Source organism: Streptomyces daqingensis (assembly GCF_014645895.1).
Lineage (GTDB): Bacteria > Actinomycetota > Actinomycetes > Streptomycetales > Streptomycetaceae > Streptomyces > Streptomyces daqingensis.
Genome location: NZ_BMMP01000009.1, coordinates 295774 through 321615 on the forward strand (window position 1 = coordinate 295774; position 25842 = coordinate 321615).

Here is a 25842-nt window from a genome sequence, read left to right on the forward strand (position 1 = left end):
GTGCACGATCGCACCATGCGTGCACTACTTGTCACCTCGATCGGAGCCGCGTGTGCGGGAGCCCTGCTGCTCCTTCCGCTATCGCCCACCGAATCCGCCGACTCCACGCTGCCCGGCGGCCGCGCCAACCCCGCGGAGGACGCAGTCCCCCCGGCCGGGGAGGCCCGGGTCGAATCCGGAACCGGAGTACCGGGCAGCACGCAGTCGCTGCCGCTCGGCACTCCTTCCGACAGCACCCGCTCGGTCGACAGACTTCTCTCCGCGTGGGAGGACGACCCCTCAGGAGGACGCCGCGTCGCCTCCCGCAACGTGAAGCCCTTCTCCCTGGTGGGGGTGGTCTGGGAGGACGCCGCCGCCGAACCGCGCGGACAGCTCCAGGTGCAGACGAGAGCGTCCGGCAGCGGCAGTTGGTCGGCCTGGCGCTCGCTGGAGACCCACGGCGGCCACAGTCCGGAGGCAAGCTCGAAGAGGTCCTCCGGTCGGCGGGCCCTCGGTTCGACGGCGCCGCTCTGGGTCGGGAACTCCGACGCGGTACGCGTACGCGTCGTGCCGCACAAGTCCCCGACGAGAGCGAGCGGACAGTCGCACGGGCAGGAACGCGGAAAGGCCGAACTGCCCGGAGGCGCCCGCCTGGAACTCGTCGATCCCGGGCCGGACACTCCGCCGGCCGCCGGCGGGAAGCGGGCTCCGGAAGAGCGCCGCGACCCCGGGCCGGGCGCGGGCCGGGACGGCGGCGAGGCGAACGGCGAGACCGCGGAGAGGCCGGAGAAGCGTCCCGGGGGCGTGCTGCCCGCCATGACCTCCGCCCAGACGCGGGCGACCTACGGCGACGACGCCGCCAAGGCGACCCCGTCGCGGAGCGACCGGCCCGCGGACGCCCGCATCGGGCCCCGTCCGGACATCGTCACCCGCAAGGGATGGGGCGCGGACGAAAGCATGAGGGAGAAGGAGTTCAGCTACAGCAAGACCGTCAAGGCCGCATTCGTCCATCACTCGGCCGAGACGAACGACTACACCTGCGCCCAGGCCCCGGCGATCATCCGCGGCATCTACCGCTACCACGTCAAGAGCAGCGGCTGGCGCGACCTCGGTTACAACTTCCTCGTCGACAAGTGCGGAAAGATCTACGAGGGGCGCGCCGGAGGCATGGCCCGGCCGGTGATGGGCGCCCACACCTTCGGGTTCAACGCGGACACCACAGGCATCGCGGTCCTGGGCACCTACACGAAGGAGTCCGCGCCCAAGGCGGTCACCGAGGCCCTGGCCAAGCTCTCCGCCTGGAAGCTCGGCGTCCACGGGGTCGACGCCCGGGGCAAGGTGACGCTCACCTCCGGCGGCGGCACCAAGCACTCGAAGGGGACGAAGGTCTCCTTCAACGCCGTCTCCGGTCACCGGGACGGCTACGTGACGGAGTGTCCGGGCGAACGGCTCTACGGCGAGCTGCCCGCCGTACGGCAACAAGCCGGACGGCTCCAGGGACGCTGAGCGGGAGGCGGCACGAACAGCGCGGTGTGAACAGAGCGCGGTGCGAGCAGAGCAACGCTCAGTGATCGTGCGAGCTGGCCGGCTCGCCTGTCCGCTGCGCGCGCAGTTCAATACCTGACGCCCTGTCGGTTCGCATCCGCACGCCATGCCCGGCTGCCGCGCCGCTCCTCCGCCCGGCGCGGCAGTCGCACGTCCGGGGGCACGCCCAGGCAGTGTGTCCCCCTGCATAAACTGGCCGCCGACCACCGGCTCAGGCCTCCTCCGTCAGTCAGGAAGCGAAGAACACTGGTGACAGAAGCGATCCTCCTGGTCGGAGGCAAAGGCACCCGGCTGCGTCCGCTGACCGTGCACACGCCGAAGCCGATGGTTCCAGCGGCGGGTGTCCCGTTCCTCGCCCACCAGCTCGCGCGTGCGCGGGCGGCGGGCGTCGACCACGTCGTGATGGCCACCTCGTACCTGGCGGAGGTCTTCGAGCCGTACTTCGGCGACGGCTCGGAGCTGGGCCTGCACCTGGAGTACGTCACCGAGAAGGAACCCCTCGGCACGGGCGGAGCCATCCGCAACGTCGCCTCGCGGCTGCACTCTGGCCCCGCCGACCCCGTGCTCATCTTCAACGGGGACATCCTCACGGGGCTCGACATCGCCGCGCTCGTGGACACCCACACCCGCACCGGCGCCGACGTCTCCCTCCACCTCACGCGCGTCTCCGACCCTCGCGCCTACGGGCTCGTCCCGACGGACGGCAGCGGCCGTGTCACCGCGTTCCTGGAGAAGCCGCAGACGCCCGAGGAGATCGTCACCGACCAGATCAACGCGGGCGCGTACGTCTTCAACCGCTCCGTCATCGACACCATCCCCACCGGGCGGCCCGTGTCCGTCGAACGCGAGACCTTCCCCGGGCTGCTGTCGGACGGCGCGCACCTCCAGGGCATGGTCGACTCCACGTACTGGCTCGACCTGGGCACGCCCGAGGCGTTCGTACGCGGCTCTGCCGATCTGGTACTCGGCAGAGCACCGTCCCCCGCGGTGCCGGGCCGGTGCGGGGACCAACTCGTCATGGCGACAGCGCAGGTGGCCCCGGACGCGAAGCTCACGGGCGGCACTGTCGTGGGGGCCGGTGCCACTGTCGGAGCCGGCGCCCGCGTGGACGGTTCGACCGTGCTGGACGACGCCGTCATCGCACCCGGCGCCGAGGTGCGGGACTCGCTCATCGGCGCGGGCGCCCGTATCGGTGAGGGGTCCCTGCTCGACGGTGCTGTGGTGGGCGACGGTGCTGTGGTGGGGGAGCACAACGAACTGCGCGGGGGAATCCGCGTGTGGTGCGATGCGCGCATCCCCGCGGGGGCAGTGCGCTTCTCGTCCGATCAGTGACACGTCGGCGAAGCCCCGGGCGGAGCATCGGCAGAGCGGACAGTGGCCCCGCGCCGCTGCGCTGCTGAACGGTTCCCCGCCCCGCGGGGCCGCTCCCGCCCGGCCGCGCCTACGCTGTCGGGCGTGCCTGCCGCTGCCGCCCGTACCTGGACCGCGCCGCCGTTCTACGACCTGCGCAGCAACCTGCGCGTGCTGCGGCGCGGACCGTACGACCCCTGCTACCGGACAGAGGACGGCGCCGTCTGGCGTGCGACACGGACGCCCGAGGGGCCCGCGACGCTGCGGCTCACGGCCCGGGCGGCCGGCACCGAGGTACACGGGGAGGCATGGGGCCCGGGCGCCGAGTGGGCCCTCGACCGGCTTCCCGCGCTGCTCGGAGCCGAGGACGACCCGTCGGCCTTCACGCCCCATCACCGTCTGACCAGGGAGGCGCACAGGCGCAACCCCGGGCTGCGCCTGCCGCGCACGGGACTGGTGATGGAGGCGCTCATTCCCTCGGTGCTGGAGCAGAAGGTCACCACCCACGAGGCGTACCGCGCGTGGCGCCTCCTCGTGCGCCGCTTCGGCGAGCGCGCACCCGGGCCGCACGACGGGATGTACGTCATGCCGGACTGCCGCGCGTGGTGCCGCATTCCGTCCTGGGAGTGGCACCGTGCGGGGGTCGACAGCAAACGCTCCGCCGCAGTCATACGCGCCGCGCAGCGGGCGGCACGTCTGGAGGAGGCGGCGTCGATGGAGCTCGCGCCCGCCATGGCGAGGCTCCAGCTCATTCCGGGCATCGGGCCGTGGACCGCTGCCGAGACGCTTCAGCGCAGTAACGGCGCCCCCGACGCGCTGACTGTCGGAGACCTCCACCTGCCACGCATCATCGGGCACTCGCTCACCGGCGCACGTGACACCGACGACGACGGGATGCTGGAGCTGCTCGCCCCGTACGAGGGACAGCGGCACCGGGCGGCCAGACTGATCCTTATGGTCGGCCGCGGCCCGTCACGCCGTCAGCCGAAGTTCCCGATCGCCGACATCGCCCGCCTCTGATCAACCAGCGGGCGTCTGTACGGGCCGCGGCAGGTGCAGAGCGATGACCGCTCCGGCAGAGGCGCGCCGAGACGCCCGCCTCACGAGCGCCCGCGCGCAGCAGCGCTCAGCGGACCTCGGTGAAGTCCCGGCCGTCCCGCGGCGGCCGCACCAGCGGAGGCGCCGCGGCGTGGCCGACAGCGACGGCCCCCATGGGGTCCCAGTCGTCAGGCAGGCCGAGCACGTCACGGACGACGTCCCTGCAGAACATCGTCGAAGAGACCCAGGCCGACCCCAGCCGCTCACCGGCCAGCGCCACCAGGAAGTTCTGGATACCCGCACCGCAGGCGACGACGAACATCTCCCGCTCCGCAGCAGCGCGCCGCGCGTCCGGGTAGTCGTGCGATCCGTCCGTCACCAGGCACGGGACGACGAGGTACGGCGCGTTGCGCAGGACGTCGCCCCGCCGGATCCGCTTCGCGATGCTCTGCTCGCTCTTGCCGTCCGCGCGGAGGTCCTCGATCCACTGGTCGCGCATCGCGTCGAGCAACTGAAGGCGGGACTCCGGGGATTCCAGCAGCACGAAGCGCCACGGCGTCGTGTGGTGCGGTGCGGGCGCTGTCACCGCGGCGTCCACGGCCCGGCGCACCGCGCCGCCGTCGACCGGCTCGGAGGTGAACTCGCGGACCGTGCGGCGCAGTCCGAGCGCTTCTCGGACGGCTTCCGAGGTGCCCAGCCGGAACATGTCGTGCTCCGCGTCCCGCACCAGCGCCCTAGCCGACTCCGAGGGCTCGGCCGGCTTCAGCACGTGCTGCGGCAGTCCGCGCACCACGGCCACCGGCAGACCGTCGGCCTTGCCCTTCACCAGTTCGCCTGCTGCTGCGAGCTCGTCGCCCACAGCTGTCACCGTCACACCCAGAGGGTTGCCGAAGGTGTCGAGCGCACCGCGCAGGTCCTCCAGCACCCGCACGCCCGACGCTCCGATGGCGACGTCCGTCTGTCCCTCGCGCCACGGCCGCCCGAACGTGTCGGTGACGACCACCCCGACGTCGACACCCAGCGCGTCCCGCACGCCCTCGCGTATCCGCAGCGCGGACGCGTCGGGGTCCTCGGGAAGCAACAGGACGGTGCCCGCGGGAGTGTTGGAGGCGTCGACGCCTGCCGCCGCCATCACGAAGCCGTGCCGGCTCTGCACGATCCGGGCGGGGCCGCGGCGCGCGACCACGCGGACCGTCTCGGCGTCGATCGCCGCCTCGCGGTCGTCGGCCTGGACGATCCTGTCCTCGGCCTTGCTCACGATCTTCGACGTGACGATCAGGACGTCGCCGTCGGCCAGCCCCTGCTGCTCCGGCTTCGTGCCGCTGCCCGTGCCCGCCGCGTCGACGATGAGCTTCGCCAGATCGTCCCCGGGGCGCACCTCCGGGATGCCGGGCAGCGCCCACACCTGGAAGGCGGGAGCGCGCTCTGTGTGGTCGTCCGTGCGGTGCACCCGCGTCATGCCCGTACCTCCTCGGCCAGGGCGAGAGCCTCCCGGGCCATGGCGGCCGTGGCCTCCGTGTCGGTCATCATCAGCGGAACCGCGCGGCAGCGGATACCGGCGTCCTCGACGGCCTGGGTGGAGTCGGCGTCGACCGTGTCGACGAGCCAGCCGTCCAGGAGCCCGCTGCCGTAGTGCTGCGCGACGGCGGCCGCTGTGGCCTCGACCCCGACCGCGGAGAGCACCTTGTCGGCCATGCCGCTCACCGGCGCGCCCCCGACGATCGGTGAGAGCCCCACGACGGGAACCCCGGCGTCGGCGATCGCCTCCCTTATCCCGGGCACGGCGAGAATCGTCCCCACGCTCACCACCGGGTTGGACGGCGGGAAGAGGACGACGTCGGCCTCGGCGATCGCGTCGAGCACGCCCGGCGCCGGCTTGGCGCTCTCCGCACCGACGGGCACGACGGCGTGGGCGTCGACCGAGGCGCGCAGCCGCACCCAGTACTCCTGGAAGTGGATGGCCTTGCGGCTGTCCTTGCCGCCGTCCTCGCCTCCGGCCTGCGAGGACTCGCCGAGATCGGCCGTGTCGATGAGCACATGCGTCTCGACGCGGTCGTCGGTCATCGGCAGGAGCCGCACTCCCGGCTGCCACCGTGTGCAGAGCGCTTCGGTGACGGCGCTGAGCGGGTATCCGGCGCTCATCATCTGCGTACGGACGATGTGCGTGGCGAAGTCGCGGTCGCCCAGCCCGAACCAGTCCGGCCCGACGCCGTAGGCCGCCAACTCCTCCTTCACCGCGAACGTCTCGTCTGCCCGTCCCCAGCCCTGTCCCTCGTGGATGCCGCCGCCGAGGGTGTACATCACGGTGTCGAGGTCGGGGCAGACCTTCAGACCGAACAGATGGATGTCGTCACCGGTGTTGCCGATGACGGTGACGTCCGCGTCGGGCACGGCGGACTTCAGCCCGCGCAGAAAGCGGGCACCACCGATGCCGCCGGCCAGAACCACAATGCGCTCCATGCGCTCAGTGTGTCAGCCGCCGGTCCTCGAACTGCAGGGCGGTTGCCGCCGCCCGGACGCCGCCCACGCACCCGGAGGAGCCCGTACTGCGGACCGCGGCTCCGCGCACTGCACGGCCCGGCTCCTGCTCAGTCGGCTGCGAGAGCCGCTGCAGCGGCGGTGCAGGCGCCGCCGGAGGGGTGCATCGCCATCTCCGTCAGGCCGGGGAAGTAGACGTGCAGGCTGACGGCCGGCGCAAGACCGTCGTTGACCACTTCGTGCACATAACCGGGTGCGAACACGCGCTGCGCGTCCGGCCGGAGAACGTGCCGCTGTCCCTGCGAGTGCTCGGTCAGTTCACCGTCGAGCACGGTGAACACACCGGAGGACGCACCGTGGTCGTGCCGTCCGCTGCCCTGCCCCGGAAGCCAGCTGAGCAGCCACACTTCGTAGCCGGGACCGGTGCGCAGCCGGTGGTACCAGCGGCTGACGGGGTCGTACTGCACGAGCGGAGCCCAGCCGGGGCTGTCGGCGGCGATGGTGCGGATCAGCCGGGCGAAGCCCGCGACAGTCGTCGGGTGGGCCGGGGCCGGAGGCATCAGGTGGGGGAGGGCGAGCGGGTCGCCCGCGATCTCGACGTCGCTGTTCACGTCAGTGGACTTTCGCGCTGAGGGGAGCCCGGCAGAGCCGGGCGGGGAGAGGCGTGGTTCCGGCCGGGTGGCGGGAACCGCGGAGGAAGCGAGAACGAAACGCTGCGAGGAGTGCCTCAACAACAGCGACAGCGACAGCAGCAGTGACCCGGGACGACGCGAGCAGCGCGAAGGAGCCGACGGGCAACGGCCGTGCGGGACTCGGTGGGGGTCACTGGCATGTGGTCAAGGAGACCGAGTCACCCGTACCGATGTCAACTGGATGAGGTGTTTGGGGGCGATGGTTCACCACATCCGGTCGTGGCGGTCGCGGAGAGGTTTGTGACCTCCGTGGGGGGTACAGGTGGGCAACGCCCGCGTACGGGAACGGCGTTGCGCACTCGTGATCACGCAGTGACCGGGATTGCACGCGTGGAGGGAAGCCGCTCACGGCGGCAGGCGCTGCGTGATCTGCCTCTCAGGAGGCGTGGATCACATCTCGTCTGCGAGGCCGCGACAGGGATTGTGCGGAAATCAACACTTCCTATCGCCCTTGGTTCCGCAGAGTGAATAACGGACTCAATAGCAGATCTCGGCTTGACTGGCGCGGATCGGCACACTTGTAATTTCACACGTGTCGTTCAGGAATCGATAACGACAGCATCACGGGGACGCAAAGACGGACGAGGGGCGCACAAATGGCCGAGCTGTTCCAGGAAGTGCTGGTCGATGAGGTGGACGAGGAGCTCGGCTGGCAGGAACGCGCCTTGTGCGCGCAGACCGATCCGGAATCGTTCTTCCCGGAGAAGGGCGGCTCCACCCGAGAGGCGAAGAAGGTCTGCCTGGCCTGCGAGGTGCGCTCCGAGTGCCTCGAATACGCCCTCGCGAACGACGAGCGCTTCGGCATCTGGGGCGGGCTGTCCGAACGTGAGCGCAGGCGCCTGAAGAAGGCCGCTGTCTGACAGGCTTCCGGGCGGCAAACGCCCGTACTTGCACGGACAGTTGCATGGACTAGTTGCACGGACCGATGAGCACATGGCATTGAGCCGTTAGTGTGTGCCCGTCCACGGTGCGCGACCCCTCCCAGGGGCGAGTGCGCCTGCTCAGTCCGTCGCAGCGTCTTCGGGGGATCGCCCCCGCACCCCCGGGAGGGGCCCGCACCTCGATGTCCGTGCACAGCTATTCGGCGGCCCAGTACGAAGCGGCCACACCTGAGTTCCCCCGGCACGTCGTCACCGCCGTGCTCGTCTCGCACGACGGCGCGAGGTGGCTTCCCGAAGCGCTTTCGGGGCTGCTCTCCCAGGAACGCCCGGTGCAGAACGTCATCGCGGCCGACACGGGCAGCGCAGACGAATCAGCGCGCCTCCTCACCGAGTCGCTCGGTCCGGACAGCGTCCTGCACATGGCCCGCCGTACGGGTTTCGGTGCCGCTGTCGACGAGGCCGCACGTACAGCGGGCCAGCCCACACCGGACGATCTGCCGTACCTGAAGCGCCCCAGCGGATGGGACCCCGTCACGCGTACCTGGCGGGACGACGCCTACGACATGCCGGAGCTGCCGCACGGCGAGCCCGTGCAGTGGCTGTGGCTCCTGCACGACGACTGCGCCCCCGAACCTGACGCCCTGGCACGGCTGTTGCGCGTCGTCGACGCCGACACCAGCGCGACGGTGGTCGGCCCCAAACTCCGCAGCTGGTACGACAGCCGGCAACTGCTCGAGGCCGGTGTCTCGATCGCGAACAGCGGCCGGCGCTGGACCGGGGTCGAACGGCGCGAGCAGGACCAGGGACAGCACGACCAGGTACGGACGGTGCTGTCGGTCTCCACCGCGGGCATGCTCATCCGCCGGGACGTCTTCGAGCAACTGGGCGGCTTCGACCAGCGGTTGCCGTTGATGCGTGACGACGTCGACCTGTGCTGGCGTGCACACGCCGCGGGGCACAACGTGCTGATCGTGCCGGACGCCGTGGTCCGCCACGCGGAGGCGGCGTCGCGCGAGCGCCGTCCCGTCGACTGCGTGGGCAGGGCCGCCCGGGGCGGCGCCAGCCCGCACCGCGTCGACAAGGCCGGTGCCGTCTACACGCTGCTCGCCAACGTGCCCAGCAAGAAGCTTCCCTGGGTGCTGCTGCGCCTCGTGCTCGGCACGCTGTTGCGCACGCTCGCCTATCTCGTCGGAAAGGTGCCCGGGCAGGCCCTGGACGAGGTGACCGGCCTCACCGGCACCCTCCTCCGGCCAGGCAGGCTCATGAGCGCGCGCCGCCGCCGGAGCAAGCCGGCCGTGCCCTACACCGACATGCGGCACCTCTTCCCGCCGCCCGGTGCCACGCTCCGCGTCACCGCGGAGCAGGTGGCCAGCCACTTCGGCGGCAGGTCGGAACCGGAGACCTCCTCGGGCGGACGGCACGGCGCCGTCGAGACCGGTCCCGGAGACGAGGACGCGGACTACCTGGACGTCGAACAGTTCGCGCGGCTCAAGCAGATCGCACGGAAGCCGGGTCCCGTGCTGTTCGTCGTTCTGCTGCTGGTGTCGCTCATCGCCTGCCGTGCGCTGCTCGGCAGCGGTGCACTCGCCGGCGGCGCACTGCTCCCCGCACCCGCCGACGTGTCCGACCTGTGGGGCCGCTACCTCGACGGCTGGCATCCGGTCGGCATCGGGGGCACGCAGACCGCGCCCCCGTATCTCGCCGTCGTCGCCTCGGTCGCGACGGTCCTCTTCGGCAGTACGGGATTCGCTCTCACGCTGCTGCTCGTGTGCTCCGTGCCGCTCGCGGGCTTCACCGCGTACTTCACCTCGCGGCCCCTCGTCGAGTCCCGCCTGCTGCGCGCGTGGGGAAGCGTCGCGTACGCCTTCCTGCCCGCGGCCACCGGCGCACTCGCGGGCGGCCGCATCGGGACCGCCGTACTCGCCATCACCCTTCCGCTGCTCGCGCGTTCGGCCTTTGCTGTCAGCGGAATGCGCAGCGAGCCCGGCTGGCGCGCGGTGTGGGGTTACGCGCTGCTGCTCAGCCTGGCGACGGCCTTCACGCCCGTCGTGTGGCTGATGGCGCTGACACTGGCCGTCCTGCTGGTGGTGCTGCGCTGGCAGGGCTTCATCGGCCCCGCCTCCGACCGCTCGGGCTCCGCTGCGGGCGACTCGCTCCAGCGGTACGCCCTCCGCAACAGCGTTCCGCTCGTGACCCCCATGGTGCTGCTGGCCCCGTGGTCGCTGTCACTCCTGGCGAGCCCGTCCGACTTCTTCGCGGAAGCGGGACTGCCGTTCGGAGGCGGCTCGGCCTCCGCGCTGGACCTGCTGACCCTGACCCCGGGCGGCCCCGGCGCCACTGGCGGACTGCTGCTCGTCGGCGTCGTACTGGCCGCGCTCGCCGCGCTGCTCCGGGAGGAGCGCCAGCTGGCCATTCGCGCCGCCTGGGCAGTCGCACTGATCGGTCTGCTGTACGCCGGACTCAGCAACAGCTCGTACTGGGCCGGCCCGTCGACCCTCGTCTACGGCCTCGCACTGCTGTGCGCCGCGGCCATCGGGGCGGACGGCGCCAAGGAACGTGTCGCGGAGCAGAACTTCGGCTGGAAGCAGCCCGCGGCAGCTCTCGTCGCCGCTGCCGCGGTCGCCGCACCGCTGGTCGCCGCGGTGAGCTGGATGGTCGGCGGCGCCGACGGTCCGCTGTCGCGACGTGATCCCGTACAGGTACCTGCCTTCGTGGCGGAAGAGAGCATCACCCGCGACCAGGCACGCACTCTGGTGCTGTCAGGTGACGCCCCCGGATCGTCCAAGGCGCTCTCGAACGTCTCGTACTCGCTGGTGCGCGGGTCAGGCGCGCGGCTGGGAGACGGCGACCTGGCGGCTGCCGGGGGCGACGACGAACGTCTGGGACGCGTGGTCGCCAATCTCGTCGCGGGCTCCGGAGCCGACCAGACCACGCAGCTGGGCGGCTACGCGGTGCACTACGTACTCGTCCGGGACGGCGCCCCCCGCCAGATGAGCCGCGTGCTGGACTCGACGCCGGGCCTCACCAGGCTGAGCCAGGAGGACGGCAGCGAGCTGTGGCGCGTGGACCGGGCGGTCTCCCGGATCAGCGTGGTCAGCGGCGGGAACAGCGGCGAACCGGGCAGCGCCGGCTCGCAGAAGGCGCCCGTCCCGGTGGCCGCGGGCCTCGTCGAGGCGGATACGGAGATCAAGCCCGGGCCGTCCGGACGTGTGCTCCGCATCGCGGACAGCGCCGACCCGGGGTGGCAGGCGACGCTCGACGGCACGCCGCTGAAGCCCGTCACGCTCGACGGCTGGGCCCAGGGCTTCAAGCTCCCGGCCGGCGGCGGGCGCCTGCAGCTCACCTTCGAGACGGACATGGCGCACACCGTGTGGCTGTGGATGCAGGGATTCCTCGCGGTGGTGGTCGTCGTCATGGCACTGCCCGGCCGCCGTCGCGAAGTGGACGACGACCTGCCCGAAGCAGCGTCCGTACCGGCGCAGCCCGTCCCGGGAGAGGGGCGCCGTGCGCGAAGGCTGCGTGCAGCTGCAGGTGAGGAATCGGCGTCTGCGGACGCATCGGACGGCGAACTGCGCGAGCAGCGGGACGGACAGTCGGCGCACGTGCACGGCGCGTCCGGCGAGGGCGTGAGCGACGGAGCTTACGACTCCTCGTACGACTCCGCGTTCGAGAGCACCTACGGGTCGCAGCCGGGAGCGGACGTACGGTACGGCGCCGAGTACGGACAGTCCTACGGCGAGCCGCAGTTCGAGCCATCGCCGTCGGCTCGTCCCTACTACGAGGACCAGTCGTCCTACGGTGACCAGCCGTCCGGCGGGGAGCCGGCCGACCCGGGTTACGGGCAGCCCTACGACGGCTGGGACAGGACGCAGCAGTACGACGACTACTCCGGGACGGCCGACCCGTACGGGTACGACCCCCGGTACGGCAACAGGAGCGATCAGCAGTGAACCGCACCACCATGACCCTGATCGGAGCGGTCACCGCACTCGCTGCCGTGACCGGTGTGGCCGCTGTCGCAGCGCCGGGCGGTGAGGAGTCCGCGGCATCGGCCGGGGCCGGTCGCAAGCCGGTCGAGCGTTCCACGCTGGTCTGCCCGCAGCCCGGTTACTCCGACGTCGCTGAGACCGCCTACACCGCCTTCGCGCCCAAGGGCGGCGAGGGCAAGGGCGCGGCGAAGCTGTTCCCCGCCGAGAAGACGGACACGGACGGCACCGACGACGACAAGGGCAAAGGCAAGGGCAAGGGCGGCAAGAAGGACGCCGAGGACAAGGAAAAGCGCACGGACGAGCCGGGCGACGCCGCGGCGGCGAAGCCGTTCCTCCCGCTGGACGCCCCCGGCAAGCCCGCGACGGCCACGAAGGACACCGCCAAGGCACCCGCTCTCTTCGGGTCGGCGGACGGACGGCTGGCACCCGGCTGGACCGTCCAGCAGACCACGCAGGTATCCGCCGGAGCGGGGCGAGGACTGCAGGGCACGGCGTGCGCGCCCCCCGACACCGACTTCTGGTTCCCCGGCGCGAGCACCGACAAGAACCGGCAGGACTACGTCCATCTGACCAACCCCGACGACACGAGCGCAGTGGTCGACCTCGACCTCTACAGCAAGAAGGGCAAGGAGAGCACCAAGGCCGGCGAAGGCATCACCATCCGGCCTCACTCCACGGTCCCTGTGCTGCTCTCGACGCTGACGAACGAGCCCGCCGTCAACGTGACGCTCCATGTCGTCGCCCGCTCCGGCCGAGTGGGCGCCCAAGTGCAGGCAGTCGACAAGAAGCTGGGCGGCGACTGGATCTCAGGTGTCGCCGATCCTGCCCCGCAGGTCGTCCTGCCGGGCATCCCCAGCGACGCCAAGGCCGTGCGCCTGGCGGTATTCGCCCCCGGAGAGAACGACGCGGACCTGGACGTCCGGCTCGCCGGCCCGTCCGGTCAGATCTCCCCGGCCGGTTACGAGACGCTGCACGTGCGCGGAGGTACCACCAAGGCTGTCGATCTGCGGGACCTCACCAAGGGAGAGGCCGGCTCGCTGGTGCTCTCTCCGTCGGAGGACGCGAGCAGCGCGACGCCCGTGATCGCCGCTGTGCGCGTCATACGCGGCAAGGGCGCGAACCAGGAGACCGCCTTCATCCCCGGAACGGCACCCCTGGCGCACCGTGCCACTGCGGCCGACAACAGCGGGAAGGGCTCTGTCGTGTCGCTCACCGCGCCTGGCAAGTCCGCGACAGTCCGTGTGACGTCGTCGGCGGGCAGCGGTGGCGGCGAGTCCGTCAGCAAGACGTACAAGGTCAAGAGCAAGACCACCAGGTCTCTCGTCCCGCCACTGCCGAAGGGCGTGAAGGGGAGCTACGCGGTCACTGTCGAACGGCTCTCGGGTGGACCGGTGCACGCCTCGCGGATGCTGGAGCGCAGGAGCAAGAAGCTGCCCGCGTTCACAGTGCAGGTACTTCCGGACGACCGCGGCACTGTCTCGGTGCCCGGCTCCGGTCAGGACCTCTCCGTGCTCACCGAAGGCGGCTGATCGCGAGTCCGCGCTCATGTACCGGGCTGCGGCAGCGGTGCTGCTGTTGCCGCAGCCGGACCGCGTCAGCGTTCGTTGCACCGGCGAGGAACTGGGAGAGGCAGACGCCGACATCGGCCCGGCTGTTCAGAGTTGACCGGATAGATGCGCCGCCCTGCGTCAGCACGGTCGCTCACCAGGCCACCCCTCGCGCCGGACCCGGCGACGGATGCGGTCAGTTGCGTGCATCCCCGCTCGCCGGTGCGTTCAGCCGGAGTGCGTGCAGCGAGCCACCCGGTCTCATGCCCTTACGGGGACGTGCGACGTGACTGATCGCGCCAACGCGCGAACGGTCACACGGCGTTCGCTGCACGAATGCGACTCGATCAGCATCCCCAACCCGAGCGATAGCGCACGTGAGCAGCGATTCCCGGACAACGTGCCGGTGCCCCCTGCCGTGCTAGTCCTGCCCATAGCGCGGGTCCACCGACTCCGGGGCCAGCCCCAGCAGTTCGGCCACCTGCTCCACGACGACCTCGTGCACCAGCAGTGCCCGTTCGTCGCGATTGCGGGTGCGGATCTCGACCGGCCGACGGTAGACGACGATCCTGTCGGGACGTCCGTCCTTGGGCTCCGCGACCCGCCCCAGCGGCACCACGTCGGTCTGCTCGTCGAGTTCGCCGTTGTCCGTCCGTGGCACTTCCTGCACGGCGAACTCCACGCCCGTCAGCTGCGGCCAGCGCCTCTCCAGCCTGCTGACCGAGTCGCGGACCAGGTCGTCGAAGGACTCCGAGCGGCTCACGGCGAGCGGTACCTGCGGCGGCGCGACCGGCCCGCGCATGCCGCGGCCATGACGGTCGCGCTTGCGCGGCCGTGGACCGGTCGATCCGCTCTCGCCGTCGAGACCGGGACGTCGGGGCGGTACGGGGCTGCTCATCACCCTGAGCCTAGCCCGCACGCCGGTGCCGCAAGCCTCTGGAGCGTCTTTCACGGCCGTGTCCTGTGGCGATCGACAGGTGAACGTTCTGTATCGCACTGGATACCTGTTGTGACCGATGATCTCGCCCCCAGAGGTCGCGTTGTGTCCGGCTCGCGACCGCTTGCTGTGCGTTCGCCGACTCCCCCTGGGGACACGGGTGTCGGCGGTTTCGCTTTCTCGCAGATCAGATGTTTCAGACGAACCGGGACGACACGACGGAGTGACGTCAAGGGGAGTCGTCGCAGGCCGCTCAAGAGTGCGGTACGGTCCATCGTCGTGAGCCCTGTACGTCGCTGTTCGCGCACCGCATGCGGCCGTCCCGCCGTCGCGACGCTTACGTACGTCTACGCCGACTCGACCGCCGTCCTCGGCCCACTCGCCACCTACGCGGAACCGCACTGCTACGACCTGTGCTCCGAGCACTCCGAGCGGCTGACCGCCCCCCGCGGGTGGGAGGTCGTCCGGCTGGCCGTCGACACGGGCCCGGCCCGTCCGAGCGGCGACGACCTCGAAGCGCTCGCCAACGCGGTACGGGAGGCGGCCCGTACGCCGCGCCGCGACCCGTCGGCGGCACGCCCCTCCGATGCCGTGGGCGGGCCCGAGGGACGCGACGCGGACCCCATGGAGGTCGCCCGGCGCGGTCACCTCCGAGTGCTCAAGTCGCCCGAGAAGTAGAACTGCCGGGCAGTCTCCCGCTACAGCCGCAGAGCGGCATCGACTACGTCTGCTCCCGGTCGGCCAGAGCAACGCCGAGCTCGGCCTTCCGCCTCCGCTGCGCCGGCACGTGCCCCTGCGACGCACCGGGAGAACTCCGCCTGGCGGCAACGGTGATCGAGGACTCAGCGGGTAGGTTTGGGGCTTCGTGAGCTGTAGGAAACCCCGAGCACCCAGGAGAGGGCTGCCCCGTGGCTGTGGCTGATCTGTCGGAGATCGTGAAGGCGTACGACGTGCGCGGCGTCGTACCGGACCAATGGGACGAGGCGCTCGCCGAGTTGTTCGGTGCCGCCTTCGTGCGTGTCACCGACGCGTCGGCGATCGTCGTGGGACACGACATGCGGCCCTCGTCTCCCGGACTGTCACGCGCTTTCGGCCGCGGTGCCGCCGGCCAGGGCGCCGACGTCACAGAGATCGGTCTCTGCTCGACGGATCAGCTCTACTTCGCCAGTGGGCAACTGGACCTGCCCGGGGCGATGTTCACTGCGAGCCACAATCCCGCGCAGTACAACGGCATCAAGATGTGCCGGGAAGGCGCGAAGCCCGTCGGGCAGGAGAGCGGCCTCGCAGAGGTGCGCGCGCTCGTCGAGGAGTGGCGCGTCTCAGGCCCGCCGGCCCGTGAACCGGACGTGGCTGAGGGAACGCTCGTACAGCGGGACGTGCTCACCGACTACGCCCAGCACCTGCGCACCCTCGTCGACCTCACCGGAATCCGCCAGTTGAAGGTCGTGGTGGACGCCGGAAACGGAATGGGCGGACATACGGTCCCCACCGTCTTCGAGGGTCTGCCGCTGCAACTCGACCCGATGTACTTCGAACTGGACGGCACTTTCCCCAACCACGAGGCCAATCCGCTCGACCCGAAGAACATCGTCGACCTGCAGCGCCGCGTGCGCGAGACCGGCGCCGACATCGGGCTGGCCTTCGACGGCGACGCGGACCGCTGTTTCGTCGTCGACGAAAACGGCGACCCCGTCGCGCCGTCGGCGATCACCGCCCTCGTGGCTGCGCGGGAGCTGGCCAAGTCGCCGGGGTCCACCGTCATCCACAACCTCATCACGTCGTGGTCCGTGCCCGAGGTGGTGCGCGAGAGCGGGGGCACGCCCGTGCGTACGCGTGTGGGCCACTCGTTCATCAAGGCCGAAATGGCCCGCACCGGGGCGATCTTCGGCGGTGAGCACTCCGCGCATTACTACTTCCGGGACTTCTGGAACGCCGACACGGGCATGCTCGCCGCACTCCACGTACTCGCGGCACTGGGCGAGCAGCAGGGCACGCTGTCGGAACTCGTCGCGGAGTACGACCGCTACGCCGCCTCCGGCGAGATCAACAGCACGGTCGAGGACCAGCCCGGCCGCGCGGCTGCGGTCAAGGCCGCCTTCCAGGACCGTGACGGCGTGGAGATCGACGAGCTGGACGGACTGACGGTCACCGCCGCCGACTGGTGGTTCAACTTGCGGGCCTCCAACACGGAACCGCTGCTGCGGCTGAACGTCGAGGCCCGCGACGCCGCCACAGTGGACGCGGTGCGTGACGAAGTGCTCGGGATCGTGCGCGCGTAGCCGGGCAGCTCTCCGGGGGCGCTCCGTCCTCGGCACGGAGCTCCGGCGGAGCACTCCCGCGCACACAGCGCAAGGCCCGCCCCGCGGGAGGCCCGGCTGCGGGCTGGGCGGGACGGCCGGAGGCGCCGGGCCGCACGACGGGCGTCCTGCCCCCGGCGGTACCCTTGCCAGCAGCCGTGCCTTTGCTTTGGAAAGGGTTCCCCATGCCGCTCGAAGCCGGTCTTCTCGACATCCTCGCCTGCCCGGCGTGCCACTCGCCGCTCCGCGAGGAGTCCGAGGAGCTGGTCTGCACTGGCGGTACGGAGTGCGGCCTGGTGTACCCCGTCCGCGACGGCATCCCGGTGCTCCTCGTCGACGAGGCCCGGCGCCCCGCCTGACGGCACCCGGCGGCTGCCGGCCGAACGGTCACACCGTCGAGCGGCACACCCCTGTACACCACGGCGCTGGCAGCTCTTCGTCCCGCAGCCGATCGGAGGCTCCGGAAGATGTTCGACGAGTCGCTCCTCGACTCTCCCGAGGCCCTGGCCCGCGCGGACGCCCAGGGGCAGCTGCGTGCCGCTGCCGAGGCAGGCGCCCACGTGCGGACGGCGGCGCGCCACGCGGAGGAGTCCGCGCTCAGCGAGCTGCGTCCCGAGGGGCGGCCCCGTGCCGTGCTCGTCGCCGGTTCGGGCCCCGCCACGGCGTGCACCGCCGGCCTCCTCGGCGCGTTCACGAACGGTGCACTGCCCGTCACGCTGCTGCGTTCGTACGGTCCGCTCGCGGCACCCGGAGCGCTGCGCTGGACGCTGCCGGGATGGGCCGGTCCGCTCGATCTGCTGATCGTGTGCACGACCGACGGCAGTGAGGCCGGCCTGACCGCACTGATCGAGCAGGCGTACCGCCGCGGATGCACCGTCGTGAGCGTCTCACCGGCCTCCGCCGCGGTGGCCGAGCTGACCGGCGAGACCCACGGTCTCGCCGTGCCGCTGCATCTCGGGCCGGCCGCGGTGTGGGAGCCGCCCTACGTGCCCACCGCCCGCGCTGGTGCGGAGGAGAAGACCGGACAGCTCGCTCAGCAGTCCGTCGCACTGTCCGCGTCCCCGGCGGTCCTGTGGTCGCTTCTGACGCCCCTCCTCGTGCTGTTCGACAGGCTCGGGCTCTTCCCCGCCGACTCCTCGTCCCTGCAGTCGCTGGGCGACCGGCTCGACCACGTCGCCGAGCGCTGCGGTCCGGCCATCGCCACGTACACGAACCCCGCCAAGACCCTTGCCACGGAACTCACGGGCACTCTCCCGCTGTTGTGGAGCGAGGGTGCAGTCGCGGAAGCTGTCGCACAGCGGTGCGCCAGGGCGTTCGCCGCCCTTCCGGGCCTCCCGGTGCTCACGGCCGCGCTTCCCGGAGCGCTGTCCGAGCACAGCACGCTGCTGTCCGGGTCGCTCGCCGCCGCCTCGGACCCGGAGGACTTCTTCCGCGACCGCGTCGAGGAACCCGAATCGCTGCGCGCGCGTGTGCTGTTCGTGCGTGAGCAGACCGACTACGAGCACTCCGCAGCCGTCGCCGTACGGGAACTGGCGTACGCGCATGAGGTGCCCCTCAGCGAGCTCGAACCCTCGGACAGCAGCAGCCCGGCCGCCGCTGCCGCGGAGCTGATCGCCACTCTGGATTTCGCCGCCGTCTACCTCGCGCTGGCCGACGGCGGCCCTTCATGGTCCTGACCGCCCAAAGGAAGCGAAGCACCACCGCATGGACCGCCTCATCAACACCGTCAGGCCGTACGCCTGGGGCTCCACCACCGCCATTCCCGAGTTCCTGGGCGCAGCGCCCACGGGCGAGCCGCAGGCCGAACTGTGGATGGGCGCCCACCCCGGAGCCCCCTCCCACGTCGACCGTGGCAGCGGCGCACAGCCGCTCTCGGAACTCATCGACGCGGACCCGGAGGGCGAACTGGGACCGGACGCCGTGGCAGCCTTCGGCCCGCGTCTGCCGTTCCTTCTGAAGCTGCTGGCGGCGGCATCGCCTCTCTCCCTGCAGGTGCACCCGGACCTCAGCCAGGCGCGGGAGGGCTTCGCCGACGAGGAGTCCCGCGGCGTCCCTCTGGAAGCGGGCCACCGGAACTACAAGGACCCGCAGCACAAGCCCGAACTCATCTGCGCGCTCACGCCGTTCGAGGGGTTGTGCGGCTTCCGCCACGCATCGAGGACCGCGGACCTGCTGGACGCTCTGGACGTGGACGGGCTCAAGCCGTACGCGGACATCCTGCGTGCCGGCCCGGAGAGCGACGCCCTGCGCGAGGTCCTGACCGCCGTGCTCACGGCCGACCGCGACGAGATGGCCCGTACGGTCGCGGAAGCCGCCCGCGCCGCCAGGCACCTCGCCGGCGGCTCGCCGACGGCCAGAGCAGGAGCAACCGCAGCGGCGACGGACGGCGCTCGGCCGGAAGCCCCGGCGTACGGAGAAGAGTTGGAAGCCCGCGCGTACGCCGCCTACGCCTCTCTTGCCGATCACTATCCGGGCGACCCCGGTGTGATCGCCGCGATGCTCTTCAACTACGTGCGCCTGCAACCCGGAGAGGCCCTCTACCTCGGTGCCGGCGTGCCCCACGCCTACCTCGCCGGCCTGGGCGTCGAGATCATGGCGAACTCCGACAACGTGCTGCGCTGCGGCCTCACGCCCAAGCACGTGGACGTCCCGGAACTGCTGCGCATCGTCCGCTTCGAGTCCGGCGCCCCGGAGGTGCTGCGTCCTGTCGCCGACGCGGAGGGGGAGCAGCAGTACGAGGTGCCGACCGACGACTTCCGTCTCTCCCGCTACCTCCTGTCGCCGGCCGGGGAACCCCGCCGGCTCGACGACCGTACGCCCCAGATCCTCCTGTGCGCGGACGGCCGTGCAGTTCTGCGCAAAGCAGCGGACGGCGGTGGCGAACTCACCCTGGAACGCGGGCAGTCCGCCTACGTCCAAGCCGGGGAGAGTGTCGAGGCGAGCGGTGACGGTACGCTCTTTCGCGCCACAGTGGCCGTCTGACAGGACGGCTCTCCGGCTCCCGGGAACGGCGGCAGTCGCCGATCAGTGAGACGTGGCGCCGCGGACGCCGGTGCCCCGCGGCCGGGGGAGCCCGGGAACCATGTTCGACACGCAGAGAGGGACACCCGACTCGTATGAGTGCATCAGGCGGTTCGAAGGCGATCATCGCCGCACTGGGCGCGAACCTGGCCATCGCGGTGGGCAAGTTCGTCGCGTTCATCTTCAGCGGCTCGTCCTCGATGCTCGCGGAGGGCGTGCACTCGCTCGCCGACTCGGGCAACCAGGCGCTGCTGCTCCTGGGCGGCAAGAAGGCCAAGCGGGCGGCAAGCGAGGAGCACCCCTTCGGCTACGGCCGGGAGCGCTACATCTACGGGTTCCTCGTCTCGATCGTCCTCTTCACCATCGGCGGCGTCTTCGCTCTGTACGAGGGCTACGAGAAGATCAAGCACCCGCATGAACTCAACGACTGGTACTGGCCGGTCGGGGTGCTGGTTTTCGCCATCATCGCGGAGACGCTCTCCTTCCGTACCGCTATCAAGGAGTCCAATGAGGTCCGCGGCAAGCTGAGTTGGAGTCAGTTCGTGCGCCGGGCCAAGGCGCCGGAGCTGCCGATCGTCCTGCTGGAGGACCTGGGCGCCCTGGTCGGTCTGATACTCGCCCTGTTCGGCGTGGGCGCGGCCATCGCGACCGGCAACGGGGTGTGGGACGGTGTCGGCACGCTGTGCATCGGTGTGCTGCTCGTCGTGATCGCGATAGTGCTGGCGGCCGAGACCAAGTCGCTGCTGCTGGGGGAGGCGGCCGACCCGGCCGAGCGGGAGAAGATCCGTGCCGCGCTCGTCGACGGCGACAGTGTGACGCGAATCATCCACATGCGCACACTGCACCTCGGCCCCGAGGAGCTGCTGGTGGCCGCGAAGATCGCGGTGCAGCACGACGATTCCGCCGCAGACGTCGCCCGGGCCATCGACGCAGCTGAGGAGCGCATTCGCACCTCGGTTTCCAGCGCCCGTGTGATCTATCTCGAACCGGACGTCTACCGGCCCGAGCCCGCGGCCGCACCGACCGCCGAGGCATAGCCGGAACAGCGGCCTTCCGGGCCGCAAACACCGTGCTGCGGGCCGGGGGGGAATCACACCCTCCGGCCCGTATGGGCGGTACGTCCGGATGTGTGGGAGCGCGTGCTCGTGGGCATCGGGAAGACTGCGTGCAGTGTGCGGCCGAGAACCGATCAGGTCCGTCCTTGCTCGCACCTGATCACTCCGTTCGTCTGGACGGGCGGGTGTAGATTCGTAAAGCACAGACGTCGCTGCTGATGGCGGTCGGCTGGCCCGTTCCGAGGGCCACCGAGGGAGAGAGGGCCTCCGACGGACTGGGTTGCGAGCAGGGGACGAGTGTGTCCGCGTGTGCTCTGCACACTTGACGCACGTACCGCACACGGAGCCCCAGAGCCGCAGCACGGACCAGTCAGCCATGACCTCGACATCGAGGAGAGCAGCTCGCATGACGACGACCTCCAACGGCCAGGACTTCAAGGTCGCGGATCTTTCTCTTGCGGCCTTCGGCCGCAGGGAGATCCGCCTGGCCGAACACGAGATGCCCGGCCTTATGGCGATCCGCAGGGAGTACGCCGCTGACAAGCCTCTTTCGGGCGCCCGGGTCACCGGGTCCCTCCACATGACCGTGCAGACGGCCGTCCTGATCGAGACCCTGACCGCTCTGGGCGCAGAGGTCCGCTGGGCGTCCTGCAACATCTTCTCCACCCAGGACCACGCCGCCGCCGCGGTGGCGGTGGGCCCGGAGGGCACCCCGGAGAACCCGCAGGGCGTTCCTGTCTTCGCCTGGAAGGGCGAGACGCTCGAAGAGTACTGGTGGTGCACAGAGCAGGCTCTGACCTGGCCGAACGCCTCCACCGGCGGTCCCAACATGATCCTCGACGACGGTGGCGACGCGACTCTCCTCGTCCACAAGGGCGTCGAGTACGAGAAGACCGGGGCCGCTCCCTCCCCGGACACGGCCGAGAACGACGAGCACCGTGTCGTCCTCGAGCTGCTGAACCGCACGCTCAAGGACAGCCCGCAGAAGTGGACGCAGCTGGCGTCCGAGATCCGCGGTGTGACGGAAGAGACCACGACCGGCGTGCACCGCCTCTACGAGATGCAGCAGGACAGCTCGCTTCTCTTCCCGGCGATCAACGTCAACGACTCCGTCACCAAGTCGAAGTTCGACAACAAGTACGGCTGCCGTCACTCGTTGATCGACGGGATCAACCGTGCGACGGACGTCCTCATCGGCGGCAAGACGGCCGTGGTGTTCGGCTACGGCGACGTCGGCAAGGGCTGCGCGGACTCGCTCCGCGGTCAGGGCGCGCGCGTCATGATCACCGAGATCGACCCGATCTGCGCGCTGCAGGCAGCCATGGACGGCTACCAGGTGGTGACTCTGGAAGACGTGGTGGAGACGGCCGACATCTTCATCACCACCACGGGCAACAAGGACATCATCATGGCGTCCGACATGGCCCGGATGAAGCACCAGGCGATCGTCGGCAACATCGGCCACTTCGACAACGAGATCGACATGGCGGGTCTCGCCGCCATCGACGGTGTCGTCAAGGAAGAGGTCAAGCCGCAGGTCCACACCTGGACCTTCAAGGACGGCAGGATGATCATCGTGCTGTCCGAAGGGCGTCTGCTGAACCTGGGCAACGCGACGGGCCACCCGTCGTTCGTGATGTCCAACAGCTTCGCGAACCAGACGATCGCCCAGATCGAACTGTTCACGAAGCCGGAGTCGTACCCGATCGGCGTCTACGTGCTTCCCAAGCACCTCGACGAGAAGGTCGCCCGCCTGCACCTGGACGCCCTCGGCGTGAAGCTCACCAAGCTCCGCAAAGACCAGGCCGACTACATCGGCGTCCCGGTCGAAGGCCCGTACAAGCCGGACCACTACCGCTACTGATCCGTCGGAGAGCCGGCCGTCAGGACCGGTGACCCGCTCCGGTACCGGTGAGCACCAGGACCCCCGTCCCCGCGGCGGGGGTCTTCGGCTGTCCCGGCCGCTGCGGACGTAGGGTCGCACCATGCCTCGCGGCCGCTACTCGCTCCACGACCCGCACGACCGCACCCACCTCGGGGACGAGCACTTCCAGTGCGCCACGGGCCCGTCGGGGTGGCGCTACGTCTCCCAGATCACCACTCCCGCCGGTGACCACGCAGGCTCGGTCGACCTCGCTCTGGACGAACTCGGCCGCCCCATCCGACTCGAACTGCACGCCGCGGGCTGGCGGGTGCGCGGCGCGGCTCTGGACGGCGTCACCTGGGTCCGTACGGACCCCACGGGGGAGCACGCCCAGGAGGGCAACGTCGCAGCCCACTCATTCACCGGCGCATCGCCTGCCTTCCTCATCGCGAACTCACGGCTCCTGCGCCCGTCCGCCGGCGAACAGGCAAGGCGCGTACGGCTCGTCGCCCTGACACCCCCTGTACTCGCCCCGCTCACGCTCGATCAGACGTGGTCGCTCGTGGACACCTCGGCACACGAGACCGACAGCGAGCCGCTGATCGTCCATAACTACCGTGTGGTCGAGGTCGACAGGGGCGAGCAGAACCCCGTTCACATCGCCGGAGACGTCGTTCTGTCCGCACCGGGCATCGAACTGGAGGAACTGGAGTCGCCGCCCTCCACGTTCAGCTGACCCACTGTGCGGACAAGTCCGCGCAAGTGCGAAGCCGTCTACGTGGGCGGTACGAACCCTGTGCGCCGCTTCTCACCGCCGGCGGAAGGCCTTCCCGCTCCATCCGTGCGCTGGCTGTCCTGCCCGTCGGCGACGTACGTGGCAGCAGGAGGTCCAGTGAACGGTGAGGCCGGAGGCACGTGAACCGGCGCCCAGGAGTGTGCTGCCGGACGCTCAGGAGCCTCCCCGGAGTGGACAGACGTCCCGCCCACCAGCCCCTGTGCAGCCGCAGCGCCACCGGAGTCCGGCGCGGACGCCCAAGCCCCCGGCACCTGTGCCCCGAACGTCCGCTGCATCTCGCGCGCCTGCCGCTCGGCCACCACACCTGCCAGATACGCCACAGAAGGAACACCCTCCGGCGCGGGCACCCCGGTGAACGAAGCGACGTCCGCAGCGAGCCGCTCCGCCATGGAACGGCTGACCGCTTCGTCGAGCTGTCCCGTCCGCGTCAGGTATTGCCGCACGGCGAGCCAGAGGCCGCCCGGCACCTGCGACAAGTCCAGCTCGCCGAAGCTTCCACCGGGCGACGAGGCCGGTGGAACCGGCAGACCGCGCATCGCGGGCACGCGTTCACGTACGACGAGAGTTCCGGCGAAGACGTCCCCCAGCCGTCGGCCCCTCGACGAGACGAGCGAGGCAGCGCAGGCGACGACACCGAAGAAGACCGTGATCTCGACGACCCCCAGCGCGCCCCGCACGAGTGCCTGACGGAACCGCACGGGCCCGCCGTCCTCCCGTACGACGCGAAGCCCGCACAGCGCCTTCCCCACCGACCGTCCGCGACTGAGCGTCTCCACCGCGATCGGCACACCGACCAGAACCAGCAGGAACAGTGCGACCTGAACCGCCGCCACAGCAGCGACGTCCAGCGATGCCACTGCCGCCAACAACCCGATCGAGAGCAGCAGATAGACGGCCCAAGCCAGTGTCAGATCGACGAAGACCGCCAGCCCGCGGCTCAGCAGCCGGGCAGGCCGGAGACCCAGCACGACCGCATCTCCTGTGACGAGTTCGTCCACCGTCTCTCCCTGCCTCCGCTGAGTCCCGCGCTCGCCCAGTCTGCCGTCGCCGCGGCGAGTTCTGCCAAGCTCTCACCATGGACCTGGATGTCTTCGTATCCGCCCACCGCGCGGAATGGGACCGGCTGGAGGAGCTGCTGCGCCGCCACCGTCGTCTCACGGGCCGGGAGGCGGACGAGCTGGTCACCCTGTACCAGCGCACCGCCACGCACCTCTCCCAGGTCCAGTCGAGCGCTCCGGATCCGGCTCTCGCAGGCCACCTCACCTCACTCGTCGCGCGTGCCCGGAGCGTGGTGACAGGGGCAAGGAAGGCATCATGGCGGGACGTTGGCCACTTCTTCGCCGTCGGCTTCCCCGCAGCGGTCTACCGCACCCGCCATTGGTGGGTGCCCACGGCGCTGGCCTCCGTCGTCGTGGCAGTACTACTGGGCTGGTGGATCGGCACCCATCCCGAGGTTCGCGCGGCGATCGCCGCTCCAGCACAACTGCGCGACATGACACGCCCGGGCGGTCAGTACGAGACGTACTACTCCAGCCACCCGGCGACATCCTTCGCCGCCCAGGTCTGGACGAACAACGCCCAGGCAGTGGCCGTATGCCTCGTCCTGGGCGCACTACTGGGCATCCCGGTGCTCTGGGTGCTCTTCACCAACATGCTCGTCCTGGGCACGGGCATCGGCCTCATGGAGTCCGCAGGCCGCCTGGACGTTTTCCTCGGACTCATCCTCCCGCACGGACTCCTCGAGCTGACAGCCGTCTTCGTCGCGGCGGGCACAGGACTCCGACTGGGCTGGACTGTGGTCGACCCCGGCCCTCGTACTCGCCGGGAGGCCCTCGGGGCAGAGGGACGCGCGGCCATCGGTATGGCAATCGGACTGGCAGCGGTCCTCTTCGTCTCCGGCGTGATCGAAGGCTTCGTCACGCCCTCCGGACTCCCGACGTGGGCGCGCATCACGATCGGAGTCGCATGCGAACTCCTCTTCCTCACCTACGTGTACGTCCTCGGGGGACGTGCAGCGAAAGCCGGGGAGACCGGAGACGTGGCAGCCGACGACCGACCCGCGACAGTCCCGACAGCGGCGTGATGTGCGTAGTCGCCGAATGAGCTGCTACTGTTCTCGCCGCCCCGGAAGCCGGTCTAACCGGCCTTCTGTGGAGGTTGATTCGAACGCTTGCACCGAGCCGCTCGAGCCCGGCAGAAGCGGTCCGTATCTTCCCGACTTCACGCAGTCACTCTGAATTAACGGAAGCTGCAACGGAGTTGGCCCCCGACTTTCCACCGGAGAACTTCTGGTAGAGTCGGATTCACCGAGAGGGAAGCGCCCGGAGTGGCCTGTGAAAGGGTTGCGAAGGAAGCGTCCGTTCTTTGAGAACT

The 25842-nt window shown here is 70.4% G+C and carries 20 protein-coding genes; 15 read left to right on the forward strand and 5 right to left on the reverse strand.

Annotated elements, in window-relative coordinates; translation table 11 throughout:
• Positions 1-15: 15 nt before the first annotated feature.
• The 3 genes from IEY56_RS15745 (at position 16) to IEY56_RS15755 (ending at position 3894) form a co-directional block, all read left to right on the forward strand.
• Positions 16-1485: a peptidoglycan recognition protein family protein gene (locus tag IEY56_RS15745; protein WP_189037803.1), complete on the forward strand. Its 1470-nt coding sequence runs from the start codon at positions 16-18 to the stop codon at positions 1483-1485.
• 288 nt (positions 1486-1773) lie between these two features.
• The gene (gene manB / locus IEY56_RS15750) at positions 1774-2856 is read left to right on the forward strand and encodes a mannose-1-phosphate guanylyltransferase (protein WP_189037804.1); all 1083 of its coding nucleotides are present in this window, start codon (positions 1774-1776) and stop codon (positions 2854-2856) included.
• Positions 2857-2979: 123 nt separating this feature from the next.
• Entirely contained in the window at positions 2980-3894 is a 915-nt protein-coding gene (locus IEY56_RS15755) for a DNA-3-methyladenine glycosylase family protein (RefSeq protein WP_189037805.1), read from the forward strand.
• A 106-nt stretch (positions 3895-4000) separates the two neighbouring features.
• Here IEY56_RS15755 and IEY56_RS15760 read toward each other — a convergent pair whose 3' ends face one another.
• The 3 genes from IEY56_RS15760 to IEY56_RS15770 all read right to left on the reverse strand — a co-directional run bounded on the left by IEY56_RS15760 (position 4001) and on the right by IEY56_RS15770 (position 7001).
• The gene (locus IEY56_RS15760) at positions 4001-5371 is read right to left on the reverse strand and encodes a coenzyme F420-0:L-glutamate ligase (RefSeq protein WP_189037806.1); all 1371 of its coding nucleotides are present in this window, start codon (positions 5369-5371) and stop codon (positions 4001-4003) included.
• Positions 5368-6372, reverse strand: coding sequence for a 2-phospho-L-lactate transferase (gene cofD, locus IEY56_RS15765; protein ID WP_189037807.1), 1005 nt, complete (start codon positions 6370-6372; stop codon positions 5368-5370). The genes IEY56_RS15760 and cofD overlap by 4 nt, the downstream gene beginning before the upstream one ends.
• Positions 6373-6500: 128 nt before the next feature.
• A complete protein-coding gene (locus IEY56_RS15770; protein WP_189037808.1) occupies positions 6501-7001 on the reverse strand; it encodes a cysteine dioxygenase in 501 nt (166 codons plus the stop codon).
• Between the two features lie 677 nt (positions 7002-7678).
• On the opposite strand from IEY56_RS15770, the gene IEY56_RS15775 reads away from it, so the two are divergent.
• The 3 genes from IEY56_RS15775 (at position 7679) to IEY56_RS15785 (ending at position 13481) form a co-directional block, all read left to right on the forward strand.
• Positions 7679-7942, forward strand: coding sequence for a WhiB family transcriptional regulator (locus IEY56_RS15775; protein ID WP_045861881.1), 264 nt, complete (start codon positions 7679-7681; stop codon positions 7940-7942).
• A gap of 203 nt (positions 7943-8145) precedes the next feature.
• Positions 8146-11913, forward strand: coding sequence for a glycosyltransferase family 2 protein (locus IEY56_RS15780; RefSeq protein WP_189037809.1), 3768 nt, complete (start codon positions 8146-8148; stop codon positions 11911-11913).
• Positions 11910-13481, forward strand: coding sequence for a DUF5719 family protein (locus IEY56_RS15785; RefSeq protein ID WP_189037810.1), 1572 nt, complete (start codon positions 11910-11912; stop codon positions 13479-13481). Before IEY56_RS15780 ends, IEY56_RS15785 begins: the two co-directional genes overlap by 4 nt.
• Positions 13482-13920: 439 nt before the next feature.
• Here IEY56_RS15785 and IEY56_RS15790 read toward each other — a convergent pair whose 3' ends face one another.
• A complete protein-coding gene (locus tag IEY56_RS15790) occupies positions 13921-14397 on the reverse strand; it encodes a metallopeptidase family protein (RefSeq protein ID WP_189037811.1) in 477 nt (158 codons plus the stop codon).
• 318 nt (positions 14398-14715) lie between these two features.
• Between IEY56_RS15790 and IEY56_RS15795 the strand changes: the two genes are divergently transcribed.
• From IEY56_RS15795 to IEY56_RS15830, 8 genes are all read left to right on the forward strand, one after another.
• Positions 14716-15114, forward strand: a complete 399-nt coding sequence (locus IEY56_RS15795) for a DUF3499 domain-containing protein (RefSeq protein ID WP_045861877.1) — start codon at positions 14716-14718, stop codon at positions 15112-15114.
• A 236-nt stretch (positions 15115-15350) separates the two neighbouring features.
• Positions 15351-16715 carry a phosphomannomutase/phosphoglucomutase gene (locus IEY56_RS15800; protein ID WP_189037853.1) on the forward strand — a complete coding sequence of 455 codons (1365 nt, stop codon included), beginning with the start codon at positions 15351-15353 and terminating at the stop codon, positions 16713-16715.
• 203 nt (positions 16716-16918) lie between these two features.
• Complete coding sequence (locus tag IEY56_RS15805; RefSeq protein WP_074467984.1) at positions 16919-17092, forward strand: Trm112 family protein; 174 nt, start codon at positions 16919-16921, stop codon at positions 17090-17092.
• 108 nt (positions 17093-17200) lie between these two features.
• Positions 17201-18409, forward strand: a complete 1209-nt coding sequence (locus tag IEY56_RS15810) for an SIS domain-containing protein (RefSeq protein WP_189037812.1) — start codon at positions 17201-17203, stop codon at positions 18407-18409.
• A gap of 28 nt (positions 18410-18437) precedes the next feature.
• Entirely contained in the window at positions 18438-19715 is a 1278-nt protein-coding gene (manA, locus tag IEY56_RS15815) for a mannose-6-phosphate isomerase, class I (protein ID WP_189037813.1), read from the forward strand.
• Between the two features lie 134 nt (positions 19716-19849).
• Positions 19850-20791, forward strand: coding sequence for a cation diffusion facilitator family transporter (locus tag IEY56_RS15820; protein WP_189037814.1), 942 nt, complete (start codon positions 19850-19852; stop codon positions 20789-20791).
• Positions 20792-21215: 424 nt separating this feature from the next.
• A complete protein-coding gene (ahcY, locus tag IEY56_RS15825) occupies positions 21216-22673 on the forward strand; it encodes an adenosylhomocysteinase (protein ID WP_189037815.1) in 1458 nt (485 codons plus the stop codon).
• Positions 22674-22794: 121 nt separating this feature from the next.
• A complete protein-coding gene (locus IEY56_RS15830) occupies positions 22795-23409 on the forward strand; it encodes a hypothetical protein (RefSeq protein WP_189037816.1) in 615 nt (204 codons plus the stop codon).
• A 38-nt stretch (positions 23410-23447) separates the two neighbouring features.
• Here IEY56_RS15830 and IEY56_RS15835 read toward each other — a convergent pair whose 3' ends face one another.
• Positions 23448-24467 carry an RDD family protein gene (locus IEY56_RS15835; RefSeq protein WP_189037817.1) on the reverse strand — a complete coding sequence of 340 codons (1020 nt, stop codon included), beginning with the start codon at positions 24465-24467 and terminating at the stop codon, positions 23448-23450.
• A 77-nt stretch (positions 24468-24544) separates the two neighbouring features.
• Between IEY56_RS15835 and IEY56_RS15840 the strand changes: the two genes are divergently transcribed.
• The gene (locus IEY56_RS15840; protein ID WP_189037818.1) at positions 24545-25552 is read left to right on the forward strand and encodes a stage II sporulation protein M; all 1008 of its coding nucleotides are present in this window, start codon (positions 24545-24547) and stop codon (positions 25550-25552) included.
• Positions 25553-25842 lie beyond the last annotated feature (290 nt).